The following is a 16,084-nucleotide window of genomic DNA, read 5'->3' as shown; positions in this document are numbered from 1 at the left end:
TGCGGTCCGGTCGGGTCCGGTCGGGTGGTGGTGGGACGAGCTCAGACGAGGAGGCCCCGCAGGAGCGCAGCCGTGTCGTCGCAGTGGTGCTCCATGGTCTTGCGCGCCCGCTCGGCGTTGCCGGACTCGATGGCCCGCACGAGCGCGGCGTGCTGCCGGTCCGAGTGGGCGATGTTGGTGCCGAGCACCGGGATGGCCAGCAGCATCTCGTGCAGCGTCGCCTGCACGGACGTCACCGCCTCGACGGTCCGCGGTGAACCGGAAAGCGACGCGATCGTCAGGTGGAACCGCGAGTCCGCCTGCCGGTGCTGCGCTGCCTTGCCGGCAGCAGCGACCTCGGCGTGCGCCCGCTCGAGCTGACTCCGCTGCTCCTCGTCGAGCGTGGCGCTCGCCGCGAGGTACGCCGCGCCGGACTCGACGATCCGGCGGAACTCCAGCGCATCCAGCCACTCGCTGCGTCGGGCCGCGGAGATCCGGGCGGCGCGCCGGGCCGGCGGCGTCCGGGGCTTCAGCGTGACGACGGTGCCGCCGCCGCGGCCGCGCGTGGTCTGGACCAGCCCGGCCTCGCGCAGGGCGGCCATCGCCTCGCGGAGCGTCGCCCGGGAGACGTGGAGGATGGCGGCGAGCTCGCGCTCGGGCGGCAGGGTGGACCCGAGCGGGTAGACCCCCAGTCGGATCGCGGTCGCGAGCTGCTCCACGCACGCCTCGAACGCGTGGTGGCCGCGCACCGGCCGCAGGACCGCCTCGGGCAGGTGCGGGGCGGGGGAGGCGGTCACGACTTCATCCTTCGGGCGGCGACGGCCGGCGTCAATCGGCGCCGAGATCCAATGGTCTGAGTTCATACCATTTTTTCGGCTACGTATTTACACCCGAATCGGGCCGGGTCTAGCGTCCGGTTCACATTCGCACGATCGCCTGATCGGAGGGGCCTCCATGCCCGAAGCACACGAGCCGGTCCCGGCTCACGACGTCGCAGAGCTCACCGACGACGAGAAGCACCTCGCCAAGCTCGGGTACTCGCAAGAGCTCAGCCGAACGTGGTCGGGCTTCTCGAACTTCGCAATCTCGTTCTCGATCATCTCGATCCTCGCCGGCTGTCTGACGACGTACGGCGCCGGCATCGCGAACGGCGGGCCGATCTCGATCTCGTGGTCCTGGCCGATCATCTCGGCTTTCATCCTGATCATCGGCTTCACGATGTCCGAGCTCGTCTCGGCGATGCCGACCTCGGGCGGCATCTACTACTGGGCCTCCAAGCTCGGGGGCCCCGCGGCCGGGTTCTTCACCGGCTGGCTGAACCTGATCGGCCTCGTGGCGGTGACCGCGTCGGTGGCGTACGGGTGCGCGACCTTCTTCCACCTGACGTTCCTGGCCTGGGGCTGGCAGGACGAGTTCTCGCTCAACGTGGTCTTCGTGATCTTCCTCGTGATCCTGGCGTTCATCACGGTGGTCAACATCTTCTCCAGCCACCTGCTGGCGCTGATCAACAACGTCTCGGTGTGGTGGCACGTCGTCGGCGCCGCGGTCCTCGTGCTCGTGCTGATCATCGTGCCCGACCAGCACCTCAGCGTCTCGCAGGTCTTCACCGACACCTACAACGGCTCGGGCTGGTCCGACGGGTCGACGAGCAGCCTCACGTTCTTCCTGGCGATCATCCCGTTCGGCTTCATCCTCACCCAGTACACGATCACCGGGTTCGACGCCTCGGTGCACCTGTCCGAGGAGACCCAGGGCGCCGCCAAGACGGCCGCGAGGGGCATCTGGCAGTCGATCTTCTACTCCGCCGTCGGTGGCTACATCCTGCTGCTCGCGGTCACCTTCGCCATCCCGCAGGTCGACGGGGCCCCCGACTACGCGAGCATCCCCGCCGGTGGTGTCGCCTACATCTTCGACACGGCCCTGGGCTCGACGTGGGGCGGCCTGCTGCTGTTCATCTCGTCCTGCGCCCAGCTCTTCTGCGCGACGGCCTGCCTGACGTCGACGTCGCGGATGATGTTCGCCTTCAGCCGCGACCGCGCCGTCCCCGGCTCGCGGTACTGGTCCAAGGTCAACTCCCAGCGGACCCCGGCCAACGCCGTGATCTTCGCCGCCGTGCTGGGCGCGATCATCACCCTCCCGGCGCTCAAGTCGGTCAACGGCATCCCGACGGCGTTCTACGCGGTCACGTCGGTCTCGGTCATCGGCCTCTACTTCTCCTTCGCGGTCCCGATCTTCCTGCGGTGGCGTGCCGGTGACTCGTTCGAGGTGGGGAGCTGGAACAACGGTCGCAAGTACAAGTGGATGAACCCGGTCGCCGTGATCGAGATCGTCGTCGTCGGTTTCATGCTCATGCTCCCGACCTCGCCGTTCGGGGCGCCCTGGCGCGAGGAGTTCGACTGGGCGGCGGTGAACTACGCGCCGCTCATGGTGCTCGGCGTGCTGCTCCTCCTCGGCCTGTGGTGGACGACGTCGGCGAAGAAGTGGTTCACCGGTCCCGTGCAGACCATCGACCGGGCGGTGGTCGACGCGTTCGACGACTGAGCCGAGGAAGCAGAAGAACCCCAGGTCGTCGACCTGGGGTTCTTCTTCTGTGTCCGAGGGGGGACTTGAACCCCCACGCCCTAATACGGGCACTAGCACCTCAAGCTAGCGCGTCTGCCAATTCCGCCACCCGGACGAGTGCTGGAGAACAGTAGCAAAGCAGTTCCGCGCCAACGAATCGGGGCAGGTGCGCGCTCGTGGGGCAGGATGGACGGCATGGAACAGGCGCCCCAGGACCGCTCGAACGACCGCTCCTACGACCCCGCTGCGGAGGTCGTCCAGCTGTGCCAGGACCTCATCGGGATCGACACGTCCAACTACGGCACCGACGACGGTCCGGGGGAGCGCAAGGCGGCCGAGCACGTCGCCGCGCTGCTCGACGAGGTCGGCATCGAGGCCGAGATCATCGAGGGCCGGCCGGGGCGGGCGAACGTCGTGGCGCGCTGGGGCGGTGGCGACGGCCGGGCGCCCCTGCTGCTCCACGGCCACCTCGACGTCGTACCCGCCGAGGCGTCGGACTGGCAGGTCGACCCGTTCGCCGGGGAGATCAAGGACGGCCAGGTCTGGGGCCGCGGCGCGGTCGACATGAAGGACTTCGACGCGATGCTGCTCAGCGTCGTGCGCGCCCGGGCGGCTGCGGACGCAGCACCCGGTCGCGAGGTGGTGCTCTGCTTCACCGCCGACGAGGAGGCGGGCGGGGGCCACGGCGCGAAGATCCTCGTCGAGCAGCACGCCGACTGGTTCGCCGACTGCACCGAGGCCGTCGGTGAGGTCGGCGGCTTCTCGGCCACGGTGCGTGGACGTCGGGTCTACCTCATCGAGGCCGCCGAGAAGGGGATGGCGTGGATGCGCCTCACCGCACGCGGCCGGGCAGGCCACGGCTCGATGATGAACGACGACAACGCCGTCACCCGGCTCGCCGGCGCGGTGGCCCGGATCGGCGCCCACCAGTGGCCGGTGCGGCTCACGCCGACCATGGAGGTGCTGCTCGCGACCGTCGGGGAGCTCGCCGGCACCGAGGCCACGCCCGACAACGCCGAGGCACTCGTCGAGGAGTTCGGCGACGCCGCCCGGATGCTCGGCGCGGTCATCCGCAACACCGCCAACCCGACGATGCTGCGGGCCGGCTACAAGACCAACGTCATCCCCACCGACGCGCAGGCGACCGTGGACGGTCGCTTCCTGCCGGGCTACGAGGACGAGTTCTTCGCGACGCTGCGCGAGCTGGCCGGCGCCGGCATCGAGTTCGACTTCGAGTCCCACCAGCAGCCGTGGGAGACGCCGTACGACGGTGACCTGGTCGACGCGATGACCCGCAGCCTGCTGGCCGAGGACCCCGACGCGCTCGTGGCGCCCTACACGATGAGCGGCGGCACCGACGCCAAGCACTTCCGCAAGCTCGGCATGCGCTCCTACGGCTTCGCGCCGCTGCGCCTGCCCGCCGACCTCGACTTCACCGCGCTGTTCCACGGCGTCGACGAGCGGGTACCGGTCGACGCGCTCGAGTTCGGCGCGCGGGTCTTCGACCGGTTCCTCGACCAGGTCTGACCCCGGTCCGCACCAGCGCGCCGGTGGCAACGACCGCCGTCCGGCCCCTCGGCAGGTGTTGCGCACGTCACCGGCGGACACCGGTGAGGGAATGGCGCGCGCTGTGGCATGGTTGCGACCACGAAGAGCTTGCGTGCTCTGGGGGCGGTGGAAATCCGCACCGGCGGTCACAGTCCGCGACCCGACCACAGCCAGTGGCCGGTTGACCAGGTGCAAATCCTGGACCGACGGTCATAGTCCGGATGAGAAGTGCACGCTGACGGCTCGCACGCCATCCCTCGCGTTCCGCGGGGGAGTGCCCCGTCGCCCGCCCCCCTGAGTCCCACCCGGACCGGAGGCGGAGATGACGACCAGCGAGGCAGAGCACAGCGCCATGCGGCGCGCGCTGGCGCTCGCCGTCACGCCGGGCGTGCCACTGGGCCCCAACCCCCGCGTCGGGTGCGTGCTCCTCGCACCGGACGGCACGACGGTCGCCGAGGGCTTCCACCGTGGCGCGGGCGGACCGCACGCCGAGGTCGAGGCGCTGCGCGAGGCCGGTGACGCCGCCCGGGGCACGACCGCCGTCGTCACGCTCGAGCCGTGCAACCACACCGGCCGCACCGGTCCCTGCTCGGAGGCCTTGGTCGCCGCGGGCGTACGCCGCGTCGTGTTCGCCCAGGCCGACACCAACCCGGTCGCCGTCGGTGGTGCCGCGCGCCTGCGCGAGGCCGGCATCGAGGTGGAGTCCGGGCTGCTCGCCGAGGACGCCCAGGCCGTCAACCGCACGTGGACCTTCGCCCTCGAGCACGGCCGCCCGTTCGTCACCTGGAAGTTCGCCACCACCCTCGACGGGCGCAGCGCCGCCGCCGACGGCACCAGCCGCTGGGTGTCCAGCCGCGCCGCCCGCCTCGATACCCACCGACTGCGCGGGCTCTGCGACACGATGCTCGTCGGCACGAGCACCGTCGAGGTCGACGACCCCGAGCTGACCGTCCGCGACGAGGTCGACGAGCCCGTGGCGCACCAGCCGTTGCGCGCCGTGATGGGCCTGCGCGACCTCGCACCCGACCGCCGGATCCTCAACGACCGCGCCGAGACGGTGCACCTGCGCACCCGCGACCCGCGCGAGGCGCTCGACACCCTCTTCGCCATGGACCGCCAGCACGTGTTCCTCGAGGGCGGCCCCACCGTCGCCCGCGCGTTCCTCGCGGCCGGGTTGGTCGACGAGGTCGTCGCCTACGTCGCCCCGATGCTGGTGGGCGCGGGCTCCAGCGCCGTCGCCGACCTCGGCATCACCACCATCGCCGGTGCCGTCCACCTCCACGTCGCGGACGTGCACGTGCTGCAGGGCCATGACGGCGAGGACACCAACGTCCGCCTCACCATGACCCCCCAGATGACCCCCCAGACGACCCCCCACAGGAGGCCCTGAATGTTCACCGGGATCGTCGAGGAGCTCGGCACCGTCGCCGAGGTCGTCGACCAGGGTGACGCCATCCGGCTCACCGTCCAGGCCGCGACGGTGCTCGAGGGCACCGGGCTCGGCGACTCCATCTCCGTCAACGGGTGCTGCCTCACCGTGTCCGAGCTCGGCGAAGGGCGCTGGACCGCCGACCTCATGCAGGAGACGCTCGACAAGACGTCGCTGCGTGGCGTCGCCCCCGGCGACCGGGTCAACCTCGAGCGTGCCGTCACCGTCGACAAGCGCCTCGGCGGCCACATCGTCCAGGGTCACGTCGACGGCGTCGGCGAGGTCCTCGCCCGCACCCCGAGCGAGCACTGGGACGTCGTGGAGATCTCCCTGCCCGGCGACCTCGACCGCTACCTCGTCGACAAGGGCTCGATCACCGTCGACGGCGTCAGCCTGACGGTCGTCGAGGCCCGGGAGGACAGCTTCACCGTCAGCCTCATCCCCGAGACCCTCGCCCGCACGACGCTCGGCAGCCGCCGCGTCGGCGACCTGGTCAACCTCGAGGCCGACGTCATCGCCAAGCACGTCGAGAAGCTGCTCGGCGCCTACACCCCGACCTCCGGCAGCACCCACGCCCCCGAGAACGACGAGGAAGAATGATGGACCTGCTCGAATGGCTCATCCACGGCACGATCCCGGTGCCGGGCGGCGGAGAGCTGGGTGCCCGCGAGGTCATCGGCAACGCCTTCGGCCTCGCCAGCGCGATCCTCGGCATGAAGCGACTCGTGTGGGCCTGGCCGATCGGCCTGATCGGCAACGTCCTGCTCTTCACCGTCTTCGCCACCGGTGAGCTCTCCGGCCAGATCGACGAACCCCTGTGGGGCCAGGCCGGCCGCCAGGTCTTCTTCGCCGCGGTGTCCCTCTACGGCTGGTGGCGCTGGACCCAGCTGCGCCGCCACGGTGGCGCGTCCGACGGCGGCGCCATCGCACCCCGCTGGGCGACCGGCGCCGAGCGGGTCCAGCTGCTCGTGCTCGGCGTCGTGGGCTACGCAGCGGCGTACGTCCTCCTGACCCAGGTGCTGGGCTCCTGGGGCCCGGTCACCGAGGCGTGGATCCTCACCGGCTCGATGCTCGCGACCTACGGCATGGCCCGCGGCTGGGTGGAGTTCTGGCTCATCTGGATCCTCGTCGACGTCGTCGGCGTGACGACGCTGGTGCAGGCCGGCTACTACCCGACCGCCGGCATGTACCTCGTCTACGCCGTCTTCGTGGTCATCGGGTTCTTCGTGTGGGTGCGGGCCAGCCGCACCGTCGTCGACACGACGGACGCCGACCGAAGCGCCGAGGCGGTGTCGGCATGAGCGCGCCCGACCGCGTGCGCCTCGACTCGGTGGAGCAGGCCGTCGCCGACATCGCCGCCGGCAAGGCCGTCGTCGTGGTGGACGACGAGGACCGGGAGAACGAGGGCGACATCATCTTCGCCGCCGCGAAGGCGACCCCCGAGCTGATGGCCTTCACCGTCCGCCACTCCAGCGGCGTCATCTGCGTGCCGATGCCGGGCGACATGCTCGAGCGGCTCGAGATCCCGCTGATGACGCCCCACAACAAGGACAAGCTGCGCACGGCCTACACGATCTCCGTCGACGCCCGCGACGGCGTCTCCACCGGGATCAGCGCCGCCGACCGCGCCCGCACCGCGCGGACCCTGGCCGACTCCGCGACCGAGCCGTGGGAGCTCACCCGTCCGGGCCACGTGTTCCCGCTGCGCTACCGCGAGGGCGGTGTGCTGGTGCGCCGCGGGCACACCGAGGCAGCGGTCGACCTCGCCCGGCTGGCCGGCCTCACGCCCGCGGGCGTGCTCGTCGAGGTCGTCAACGACGACGGCACGATGAAGCGGTCCCCGGAGCTGCGGGAGTTCGCCGACGAGCACGGCCTCGCGATGATCTCGATCGAGGACCTGGTGCGCTACCGCCGCCGCCACGAGCGCCACGTCGAGCGCGTCGCCGAGACCCGGCTGCCCACCCGGCACGGCGAGTTCACCGCCTACGGCTACCGGATCACCATCGACGACAGCGAGCACGTCGCGCTGGCGTACGGCGACGTGGCGGGCGCCGTCGCGAACGGCGAGCCGGTGCTGACCCGCGTCCACAGCGAGTGCCTGACCGGCGACGTCTTCGGCAGCGAGCGTTGCGACTGCGGTCCCCAGCTCGACGAGGCGCTGCGGGCGATCGTCGCCGAGGGCAGGGGAGTGGTGGTCTACCTCCGCGGCCACGAGGGACGCGGCATCGGCCTCGTCGCCAAGCTGCAGGCCTACCAGCTGCAGGACGGCGGCCGCGACACCGTCGACGCCAACCTCGACCTCGGCCTGCCCGCCGACGCCCGCCACTACGGCACCGCGACGCAGGTGCTGCGCGACCTCGGCATCGAGTCGGTGCGACTGATGACCAACAACCCGGACAAGACGGAGAGCCTGGAGGACTTCGGCATCCACGTGGCCGAGCGCGTCCCCCTCGCCATCCACCCGACCGAGCACAACCGGGCCTACCTCCGCACCAAGGCCGAGCGGATGGGTCACCACCTCCCCGTGGTCGACCTGCCGCCGGTCGCCACCGACCACCAGGCCGAGCACCCCGAGCAAGGAGAGACCGCATGAGCGGAGCCGGAGCACCCACCTCGCAGCCCTTCGACGCCGGTGACCTCAGGGTCGCGGTGGTCGCGGCGAGCTGGCACACCCAGGTGATGGACGGACTCGTCGGCGGCGCCGAGCGCGCGCTGGCGGCGTACGGCGTCAAGGATCCGGAGGTCATCCGCGTGCCGGGCACCTTCGAGCTGCCGGTGGTGGCGGCGGCGCTCGCGCAGGCGGGGTACGACGCCGTCGTGGCCCTCGGCGTCGTCATCCGCGGCGGCACGCCGCACTTCGACTACGTCTGCTCGGCCGCCACCGACGGCCTCACCCAGGTCAGCGTGGACCACGCGGTGCCGGTGGGCTTCGGCGTCCTCACCTGTGACACCGAGGAGCAGGCGCTCGACCGCGCCGGCCTCGAGGGATCCGCCGAGGACAAGGGCTGGGAGGCGACGGCCGCCGCGCTCGACACCGCCCGCGTGGTGCGGGCGGTGCGGGCGGGCTAGCCGGTCCGCGCTCCGGGCCGGTGGGCGGCACCGGGTGCCCCAGCACCTAGGCTTGCTCCTCGTGAAGACGTTCGAGGACCTGTGGGCAGAGCTGTCCACCAAGGCCGCGGAGCGCCCCGAGGGGTCCGGCACCGTGCAGCAGCTCGACGCCGGCATCCATGCGATCGGCAAGAAGCTGCTCGAGGAGGCCGCCGAATCCTGGATGGCCGCCGAGCACGAGGGCAAGGACGCGACGGCGCTGGAGATCAGCCAGCTGCTCTACCACGCGCAGGTGCTCATGCTCGCCTCCGGACTGACCCTCGACGACGTCTACGCCCACCTGTGACCCCAGTGAGCACGCCATGACCCTCCGCATCGCCGTCCCGAACAAGGGGTCGTTGTCCCTGGCCGCGACCGAGATCCTGCGGGAGTCGGGCTACCGCCAGCGCACCGACTCCAAGGAGCTCGCGCTCGTCGACACCGAGAACGACGTCGAGTTCTTCTACCTCCGTCCGCGCGACATCGCGCTCTACGTCGGCGAGGGCACGCTCGACGCCGGCATCACCGGCCGCGACCTGCTCCTCGACTCCGGCGCCAAGGCCGACGAGGTGATGAACCTCGGGTTCGGGCGCTCGCGCTTCCACTTCGCCGGCCCCATCGGGCGCTACTCCTCGCTGCAGGACCTCGACGGCCTGCGCATCGCGACGTCGTACGTCGGCGTGGTGGAGGACTACCTCTTCCGCCACGGCGTCGACGCCACCGTCACCCGCCTCGACGGCGCGGTGGAGACCAGCATCCAGCTCGGCGTGGCCGACGTGATCGCCGACGTCGTCGAGACCGGGTCGACGCTGCGGGCCGCCGGGCTCGAGACCTTCGGGGACGTGATCCTCGACTCGCAGGCGGTCCTCATCACCCGCGGCGGCGAGGTGCCCGACGACTTCGAGATCTTCCGCCGCCGGATCGAGGGCGTGCTGGTGGCGCGCAGCTTCGTGATGATGGACTACGACATCGAGGAGAGGCACCTCGCCCGGGCGAGCGAGCTCGCCCCGGGCCGCGAGGGTCCGACCATCTCCCCGCTCGGCAAGGCCGGCTGGGTGGCGGTGCGCGTCATGGTGCCGCGCGCCGGTTCGCAGCGGCTGATGGACGACCTCTACTCGACCGGCGCCCGCGCCATCCTGTTGACCGACATCCATGCCTGCCGCCTCTGAACGCCCGGCCGGCGCGCCCCGCGGCCCCGCCTCGCCGCCCCTGCCGCACACGTGGCGGCCGATGGGCGTGCGGTTCGCCGTGATCGGCGTCGGCCTGATGCTGCTGGTCGTGTGTGCGGCGGCGTGGTTCGGCTTCGACGACGAGACGCGCGCCAAGTTCAACATCCTGCAGCGGCTCACGCTGCTCGTGATGGGCGCCGGGTTCGCCGTCATCGGGTGGGCCCTGGGTCGCGCCCGGGTCACCGCCGAGCAGGCGTCTCTCGTGGTGGTCAACGGCTTCCGCACCCGACGGCTGGAGTGGGAGCAGGTCCTCGGCGTGCACCTCCCGGCCGGCGCCCCGTGGGCCACGCTGGACCTCGCCGACGGCACGACGATCTCGGCGATGGCGTTCCAGGGCTCCGACGGCAAGGTGGCCCGCGACGGCGTACGCCAGCTGCGCGCGCTGATCGACCGCGACGGGTCCGGCCACCCCTAGGCGGGCCCGCCCGACGGCTACGCGTCCTTGGCGTCGGTGGGCTGCAGGGCGTGGATGCCCCACGAGACCGAGAGCTCGTCCCCCGCAGTGCCGGCCGGGGCCAGGGTGACGAGGTCGGTGCCGGAGTTGAAGGCGTCGGCCGGCGCGGTCATCGGCTCGACCGCCAGTGCCGGACGCGGCCCGTCCGCGGGAGGCGTGAAGACCTGCAGCCACCGGTGGTGCTCGTCCACCCACAGCGCGACCCCTCGCTCACCCGACGGCTCGGTGAGCGTCACTCGCGCGCGTCCCTCGACGTACCGGAGGTCGCCGAACCCCTGGTCGAGCACCCGGTCGCCGATGCGGCGCCCGGTGGTGAAGTCGAGGTCGTCGCCGACGGGCTCGACACCGGTCGGCAGCTGGCGGTCGTCGAGCACCACCCGGGTCCGGGCGGGCAGGGTCAGCTCGAGGTCCTCGATCGCGTCCCCGACGCAGAGGTAGGGATGCGCGCCGCTCGCGTAGGGCGCCGGCTCCGCTGCCAGGTTCGTCGCGGTCTGGGTGACGACGAGCCCGTCCGCGGACAGGTCGTAGAGCACGTGCAGGTCCAGCGCCCACGGGTAGCCGGTCTGCGCCATCAGGCGGTGGACCAGCGACACGGAGGTCGCGGTGTGCTCCTCCACCGTCCACGGGGCCCAGCGGGCGAGGCCGTGCGAGGCGTTGCCGGTGCGCGGGTCGGTGAGCCCGAGCTGGAGGTCGTGTCCGCCGAAGGAGTAGCGGCCGTCGCGGATCCGGTTGGGCCACGGCACCAGCAGCTGGCCGCGGCCGCCCGTGGACATCGCGGACTCGTCGAAGCCGTGCACCAGGTCGCGGCCGTGGTGCCGCAGCACCCTCAGCGCCGCCCCGCCCTCGGTGACGACCGCGGTGTAGCCCGCCGCCGAGATCTCGTACTGGTCACCGCTGGGAAGCACCATGACGCTCACCCTAGACATCACTACGGTGCCCCCATGGGCATCACCACGCGCATCCTCGGCGTTGAGGACGCCGACGCGCTGGTTGCGTTGATGACCCGCATCGAGGGCGACCACCCGACGGGGTTCTGCCTGGGTGCCGGCGAGATCCGCGAGGTCATGGGCGGACAGGCCGCCAATGTCTTCGAGGGGGCGTACGACGGCGACGAGCTGGTCGCCTACACGACCGTGCTGCCGGGTCGCCCCGACGAGTCCGGCCTGCACGTCACCCTCTTCGGCGACGTCGACCCCGCGCGCCTCGGCGAGGGCATCGGGACCCTCATGCTCACCCGCTCGCTCCACCGCTCACGTGCCCTCCATGCGGCCCTCGCGCCCGGGGTGCCGGGACGGTTCGCGGCCGCCACGCTCGCCGGTCGCGAGGATCAKGTCGACCTGGTGGCGCGGGCGGGGATGCGACCCGGACGGCACAGCTTCCTCATGGCCGCCCACCTCGAGCGACGGTCCGCGGTCGAGCTGCCGGCCGGGTACTCCGTCACCGCGTTCGACCCGGAGGCCGCCGAGGAGCTCCGGCAGGCCCACAACGTCGCCTTCGCCGACCACCCCGACCGCGCCGATGCCAGCGCTGACTTCTGGGCGATGTTCGTGGTGGGTGCCGCCCACGCCCGGCACGGGCTCTCGGCGATCGCCCGGGACGCCGACGGCGCGGTCGCCGCCTACGTCCTCGCCCACGAGTACGTCGTACCGCCGTCGGGCGGGCCAGGCCCCGAGGTCCACGTCCCCTACGTCGGCACCCTCCCGGCGCACCGCGGCCGCGGGTTGGCGACGGGATTGCTCGCCGAGGTGCTGGCCCGCGCGAGCGGGGCCGGCTACCTGACTGCCAGCCTCAACGTCGACACGGACAATCCCACCGGTGCGCTCGGCATCTACGAGCGGGCCGGCTTCCGCCAGCTCTACCGCCAGGACTCCCATCACCTCGACGTCCCACCGGTCGGTGACCGCCTCAGTCGGTGACGACCACCAGGTCGGCGCGCGCACGGGTGCCGAGCCGGGCGAACAGCACGTCCTCGTCGACCCGCCACTGCTCCCACTGCGGCCGCATGTGCTCGCCGTCTCGCGCCATGCCGCGACGCAGGCGCAGCTCCGACTCCGCCTCGACCCACACCAGCACCCCGACGAGGTCCGCGATCGCGGGGGACCAGCAGCCCGTGCCCTCGAGCACGAGGAGCCCTCCGGCCTCGACGGGATGGCTCTCGGCCCAGTCGTCCGCCGCCCAGTCCCACCGCGTCCACCGGCTCCCCTCGCCGCGGGAGAGCGGCTCGAGGAACGCCTCGACCGTGCGGGCGAGGCCCGGCAGCCCGCGCCACCCCTGCAGCAGCTCGTCGCAGTGCACGACGTGCGCCGCGGGTACGACGTCCGCGATGGCCGCGGCCAACGTGGTCTTGCCGGACCCGGCGGGACCGTCGACGCACACCAGGCGGCTCGTGCCGAGCGTCGGGGGAGCGGCCAGCACGCGCTCGGCCACCTCGCGGGCGACGGAGCAGGGGTCGGAGGAGGCCTCAGAAGGCACGGTCGCAGCCGCGGTAGGACGGCACCACCTCGGTGACGGCCTCCCCACGCACGAGGTGCACGTCGCGGACGTGCTCGAAGAGCTCGCCCGACTTGGCGTGGCGGAACCACACCAGGTCCCCGATCCGGAGCTGCGCGGCCGGGTGGCCGGTCAGCGGGGTCTGGACCTCGCCCGCGCCCTCGAGCCCCGTCAGGTGCATCCCCGGCGGGGCCCACGGGACGGGGGAGCGGTCGGCGCCGGTGGCGCCGCTGGCGATCAGCCCACCGCCGTGCACGGTCGCCATCTCGGGTGTGGGCTTGCGTGTCACCCGGAGCCCGAAGAACGCCGCCGGGCGGGGCTCGAACGACGCGTAGTGGTCGAAGATGCCCGGCACCAGCAGGCCCGAGCCCGCTGCGATCTCGGTGACCGCGCCATCGGCGGCCGTGGCCTCGACCGACCCCGACCCACCGCCGTTCCAGAACTCGAGAGTGACCACCTCGGCGAGCGCCTCGGCGATCTCGCGGCGGCGCACCGCGAGCTGGGCCATGGACGCCTGCTTGAGCCGGCGTACGACGCGCGACCGCGCGCGCTGGTCGGGGACGGAGTCCTGCACGCCCGCGACCTGGCCCTCGTAGGTCATCACGCCGACGAGGTCGAACCCGTCACGCTCCACCACGCGGCGTGCGAGAGCGACGACGTCGCCGGTGTCGAAGAGGGGCGAGCGCTTGGGGCCGACGTGCTTCCCGCCGAACCGGAGACCGGCGTCGACGTCCAGCGCGACCCGCACCGGCACGGCCCGCGAGGAGCGGGTGGAGTCCACGACGTCGAGGTGGGCCGGGTCGTCGACCATCAGGGTGATCGCGGCCGCCGCCGAGGGTGACGAGGTCAGTCGGCGCAGGGACGCCACGTCGACGGTGGGATAGGCCACGACGATGTCGTCGCTGATCCCGGTCTCGTGGAGCCAGAGCGCCTCGGCGAGCGTGTAGCCCAGGACGCCGGAGAACCCGTCGTGTGCCAGGGCCCGCTCGAGGAGCGCCGGCACGCGCAGGGACTTCGAGGCCACCCGGACGGGCTTGCCGCCCGCGCGACGCACCAGGTCGTCGGCGTTGGCGTCGAAGGCGTCGAGGTCGACCACGGCGATGGGGGTGGCCGGGGGCTCGGGAAGGCCGGCCACGGCGGCGTCGAGCCGCGACCACAGGCGGTTGCGGTCGACGAGCCGGTCGATCACTCGATGCCCCGCTTGCGCAGCAACGCCTCGATGTCGGCCATCTCGTCGTCCACGGCCGGGCGCGAGGTCGGGCCGGTCCGGGTGGAGGAGGCCTCCGGCAGCTGGTCCTTGCCGCGCGTCGTCCGGCCACCCGCGCCCGCGGCCTGCCCGCGGGCCAGCTGGCGGTCGCGGATGAAGCCACTCACCAGCCACAGCACGACCGCGAGGCCGGCCAGGCCGACGCCCATCCACGTGCGTACGTCGAACACGAGGCTGGTCGCCCAGTCGGTCACCGAGCCCGCGATGTCGACGACCATCTCGAGCGTCCCGGTCAGCCACGCGGCCGCGGGGAGCAGGGTGAAGCCGAGAGCACGCAGCCCGTTGGCCGATCCTCGCCGGCGGAACGCGATCCACGTCCAGATGGCACCCGCGACGGTGAGTGCGGCGGTCAGTGCAGCCCAGGTAGTTCCTTCCACAGGCCCAGACTCCCACAGCGGACCACGCCCTCGTCGGCACCCGCGTGGCCTGCGGGAGGATGGAGCCGTGGTCCACGACGACGCATCCCCCCACCACGCGGCGGACAGCTCCTCCACCGAGCCGCTCGAGCGCACGATCCCCGACCCGGGGTTCGCCGACGACGCCGGCGAGGCGGACCCCCGGCTCGCCCATGTGCTGGCCGGCCGGGCCGCGGGCGCGGCGAGCTCCGGCGCGGTGCTCGCCCTCCTGCAGGACGCCCGGCTGCTGGTGCCGGTGGTCGCGGTCCTCGGCGAGGTCGAGGTCGACGAGCACGGGCTGGCCCACGACAAGTCCTCCGACATGGCGGCCGTCCTGGTGGAGGCCGCGGACGGCAGCAAGGGCCTGCTCGCCTTCACCTCCACCGCATCGATGGCCCGGTGGGACCCGCAGGCCAGGCCGGTGCCGGTGCCGGCCGCGACGGCGGCCACCGCGGCGATCCAGGACGGCGCAGAGGCGCTGCTCGTGGACCTCGCCGGCCCCGCGTCGTACGTCGTCGACGGGGACGACCTGGCCCGGCTCGCGGCCGGTTGGCGCCTGGTCGCCATCGGCGACGGCTCGGGCGGTCACGGCTGGATTGGCCCCTCGCCGGAATGATCCGCTAACCTTCCGTGTTGACCGATCAGTGACACCACGCTTCACGGTGACACCGATCCCGCCAAGCGGAGGCACGCACCACCGTCTCCCACCCGCATCGATCGCCCAGCACCACAGATCGTCGGGTCCCGGTCCAGAGCCACCACCGTCGCGAGACGGAGGTGGACACCTCAGTTTCTCCGAGAGGGGAGACGTGTCGTGACTGGCTCCCGCTTGGCAACAGCGGGAGCCATTGTCCATTTCCCCCACCAGTCGGGGCCGGGCGAGGGACTCCCACCCACCCGAACCACTGGAGGACCCATCAGCACCGAGCTGCGCATCAACGACCGGATCCGCGTACCCGAGGTCCGGCTCGTAGGACCCAACGGCGAGACCGTTGGCATCGTGCCGACCGACCAGGCACTCAAGCTGGCCGTGGAGGCCGACCTCGACCTCGTCGAGATCGCTCCCCAGGGACGCCCCCCGGTCTGCAAGCTCATGGACTACGGCAAGTTCAAGTACGAGAACGCCCAGAAGGCCCGCGAGTCGCGGCGCAACCAGACGAACGTGATCATCAAGGAGATGAAGCTTCGTCCGAAGATCGACAAGCACGACTACGAGACCAAGAAGGGTCACGTCGTGCGATTCCTGGGTGCCGGCGACAAGGTCAAGATCACGATCATGTTCCGCGGCCGCGAGCAGCACCGCCCCGAGCTGGGCTTCCGCCTGCTGCAGAAGCTGGCCGAGGACGTTCAGGAGCTGGGCTTCGTCGAGTCCTCGCCCAAGCAGGACGGCCGCAACATGACCATGGTCATCGGCCCGCACAAGAAGAAGGCCGACGCCAAGATCGACGCCGACGCTGCCCGCGCGAGCCGGGCCCAGGTCCGCGCAGATCGCCAGGCCGAGGAGGACGCCGAGCGGGAGGCCGCCCACCTCGCCGGCCCGGTCGCGCAGAAGAAGGAGCGCGGTCGCTCCGAGAACCTCGATCCTGAGATCGAGGCCTGAGCGAAGCGAAGGGCTCGATCGAGCAGGTAGCGACGAAGTCGCTA

At 72.0% G+C, this 16,084-nt stretch carries 18 protein-coding genes, 1 tRNA gene and 1 riboswitch; of the genes, 13 read left to right on the top strand and 6 right to left on the bottom strand.

Annotated elements, in window-relative coordinates:
* Positions 1 to 41 precede the first annotated feature (41 nt).
* Positions 42 to 776 (bottom strand): FadR/GntR family transcriptional regulator, encoded by a 735-nt coding sequence (locus tag AC1DP1_RS20805; RefSeq protein WP_457190413.1) that lies wholly within the window; start codon positions 774 to 776, stop codon positions 42 to 44.
* Positions 777 to 933: 157 nt separating this feature from the next.
* Here AC1DP1_RS20805 and AC1DP1_RS20800 point away from each other — a divergent pair, with 157 nt between their 5' ends.
* Positions 934 to 2,520 (top strand): amino acid permease, encoded by a 1,587-nt coding sequence (locus tag AC1DP1_RS20800; RefSeq protein ID WP_457190415.1) that lies wholly within the window; start codon positions 934 to 936, stop codon positions 2,518 to 2,520.
* Positions 2,521 to 2,570: 50 nt separating this feature from the next.
* Here AC1DP1_RS20800 and AC1DP1_RS20795 read toward each other — a convergent pair.
* Positions 2,571 to 2,656, bottom strand: a tRNA-Leu gene (locus AC1DP1_RS20795).
* Between the two features lie 80 nt (positions 2,657 to 2,736).
* Here AC1DP1_RS20795 and AC1DP1_RS20790 point away from each other — a divergent pair.
* From AC1DP1_RS20790 to AC1DP1_RS20750, 9 genes are all read left to right on the top strand, one after another.
* On the top strand, positions 2,737 to 4,068 hold the full coding sequence (locus AC1DP1_RS20790; protein WP_477508457.1) for a M20/M25/M40 family metallo-hydrolase: 1,332 nt from the start codon (positions 2,737 to 2,739) through the stop codon (positions 4,066 to 4,068).
* A gap of 129 nt (positions 4,069 to 4,197) precedes the next feature.
* A riboswitch (FMN riboswitch) is annotated at positions 4,198 to 4,327 on the top strand.
* An 84-nt stretch (positions 4,328 to 4,411) separates the two neighbouring features.
* Positions 4,412 to 5,479, top strand: coding sequence for a bifunctional diaminohydroxyphosphoribosylaminopyrimidine deaminase/5-amino-6-(5-phosphoribosylamino)uracil reductase RibD (gene ribD, locus AC1DP1_RS20785; protein WP_477508456.1), 1,068 nt, complete (start codon positions 4,412 to 4,414; stop codon positions 5,477 to 5,479).
* Positions 5,480 to 6,118 carry a riboflavin synthase gene (locus AC1DP1_RS20780; protein ID WP_477508455.1) on the top strand — a complete coding sequence of 213 codons (639 nt, stop codon included), beginning with the start codon at positions 5,480 to 5,482 and terminating at the stop codon, positions 6,116 to 6,118.
* Positions 6,115 to 6,819 carry a nicotinamide riboside transporter PnuC gene (pnuC, locus tag AC1DP1_RS20775; RefSeq protein ID WP_477508454.1) on the top strand — a complete coding sequence of 235 codons (705 nt, stop codon included), beginning with the start codon at positions 6,115 to 6,117 and terminating at the stop codon, positions 6,817 to 6,819. Before AC1DP1_RS20780 ends, pnuC begins: the two co-directional genes overlap by 4 nt.
* Positions 6,816 to 8,111 (top strand): bifunctional 3,4-dihydroxy-2-butanone-4-phosphate synthase/GTP cyclohydrolase II, encoded by a 1,296-nt coding sequence (locus tag AC1DP1_RS20770; protein ID WP_477508453.1) that lies wholly within the window; start codon positions 6,816 to 6,818, stop codon positions 8,109 to 8,111. Before pnuC ends, AC1DP1_RS20770 begins: the two co-directional genes overlap by 4 nt.
* Positions 8,108 to 8,587, top strand: coding sequence for a 6,7-dimethyl-8-ribityllumazine synthase (ribH, locus tag AC1DP1_RS20765; protein ID WP_477508452.1), 480 nt, complete (start codon positions 8,108 to 8,110; stop codon positions 8,585 to 8,587). The genes AC1DP1_RS20770 and ribH overlap by 4 nt, the downstream gene beginning before the upstream one ends.
* Before the next feature lie 61 nt (positions 8,588 to 8,648).
* Positions 8,649 to 8,912, top strand: a complete 264-nt coding sequence (locus AC1DP1_RS20760; RefSeq protein ID WP_191197113.1) for a phosphoribosyl-ATP diphosphatase — start codon at positions 8,649 to 8,651, stop codon at positions 8,910 to 8,912.
* Positions 8,913 to 8,928: 16 nt separating this feature from the next.
* A complete protein-coding gene (gene hisG, locus AC1DP1_RS20755) occupies positions 8,929 to 9,774 on the top strand; it encodes an ATP phosphoribosyltransferase (protein WP_457190429.1) in 846 nt (281 codons plus the stop codon).
* Complete coding sequence (locus tag AC1DP1_RS20750) at positions 9,758 to 10,249, top strand: PH domain-containing protein (protein WP_477508451.1); 492 nt, start codon at positions 9,758 to 9,760, stop codon at positions 10,247 to 10,249. The genes hisG and AC1DP1_RS20750 overlap by 17 nt, the downstream gene beginning before the upstream one ends.
* A 17-nt stretch (positions 10,250 to 10,266) precedes the next feature.
* On the opposite strand, the gene AC1DP1_RS20745 is transcribed toward AC1DP1_RS20750, so the two are convergent.
* The gene (locus tag AC1DP1_RS20745; RefSeq protein WP_477508450.1) at positions 10,267 to 11,196 is read right to left on the bottom strand and encodes an aldose 1-epimerase family protein; all 930 of its coding nucleotides are present in this window, start codon (positions 11,194 to 11,196) and stop codon (positions 10,267 to 10,269) included.
* Between the two features lie 33 nt (positions 11,197 to 11,229).
* Here AC1DP1_RS20745 and AC1DP1_RS20740 point away from each other — a divergent pair, with 33 nt between their 5' ends.
* A complete protein-coding gene (locus tag AC1DP1_RS20740) occupies positions 11,230 to 12,204 on the top strand; it encodes a GNAT family N-acetyltransferase (protein ID WP_477508449.1) in 975 nt (324 codons plus the stop codon).
* Here AC1DP1_RS20740 and AC1DP1_RS20735 read toward each other — a convergent pair.
* From AC1DP1_RS20735 to AC1DP1_RS20725, 3 genes are read right to left on the bottom strand one after another with little or no spacing between them, the layout of a single operon-like run.
* Positions 12,194 to 12,760 carry a uridine kinase family protein gene (locus tag AC1DP1_RS20735; protein WP_477508448.1) on the bottom strand — a complete coding sequence of 189 codons (567 nt, stop codon included), beginning with the start codon at positions 12,758 to 12,760 and terminating at the stop codon, positions 12,194 to 12,196. The genes AC1DP1_RS20740 and AC1DP1_RS20735 overlap by 11 nt on opposite strands.
* Entirely contained in the window at positions 12,750 to 13,967 is a 1,218-nt protein-coding gene (locus AC1DP1_RS20730) for an amino acid deaminase/aldolase (RefSeq protein ID WP_477508447.1), read from the bottom strand. The genes AC1DP1_RS20735 and AC1DP1_RS20730 overlap by 11 nt, the downstream gene beginning before the upstream one ends.
* Entirely contained in the window at positions 13,964 to 14,422 is a 459-nt protein-coding gene (locus AC1DP1_RS20725) for a hypothetical protein (RefSeq protein ID WP_477508446.1), read from the bottom strand. Before AC1DP1_RS20725 ends, AC1DP1_RS20730 begins: the two co-directional genes overlap by 4 nt.
* Positions 14,423 to 14,489: 67 nt before the next feature.
* Between AC1DP1_RS20725 and AC1DP1_RS20720 the strand changes: the two genes are divergently transcribed.
* Together AC1DP1_RS20720 and infC are read left to right on the top strand one after the other, a co-directional pair.
* Entirely contained in the window at positions 14,490 to 15,056 is a 567-nt protein-coding gene (locus tag AC1DP1_RS20720; protein WP_477508445.1) for an SseB family protein, read from the top strand.
* A 213-nt stretch (positions 15,057 to 15,269) separates the two neighbouring features.
* Positions 15,270 to 16,040 carry a translation initiation factor IF-3 gene (gene infC, locus AC1DP1_RS20715; protein WP_457190491.1) on the top strand — a complete coding sequence of 257 codons (771 nt, stop codon included), beginning with the start codon at positions 15,270 to 15,272 and terminating at the stop codon, positions 16,038 to 16,040.
* Positions 16,041 to 16,084 lie beyond the last annotated feature (44 nt).

The sequence above is a fragment of the Nocardioides sp. P4_G10 genome (assembly GCF_056401175.1).
Note: the sequence above shows the minus strand (reverse complement) of the source record. Positions and strands in the feature narration are given on the sequence as shown.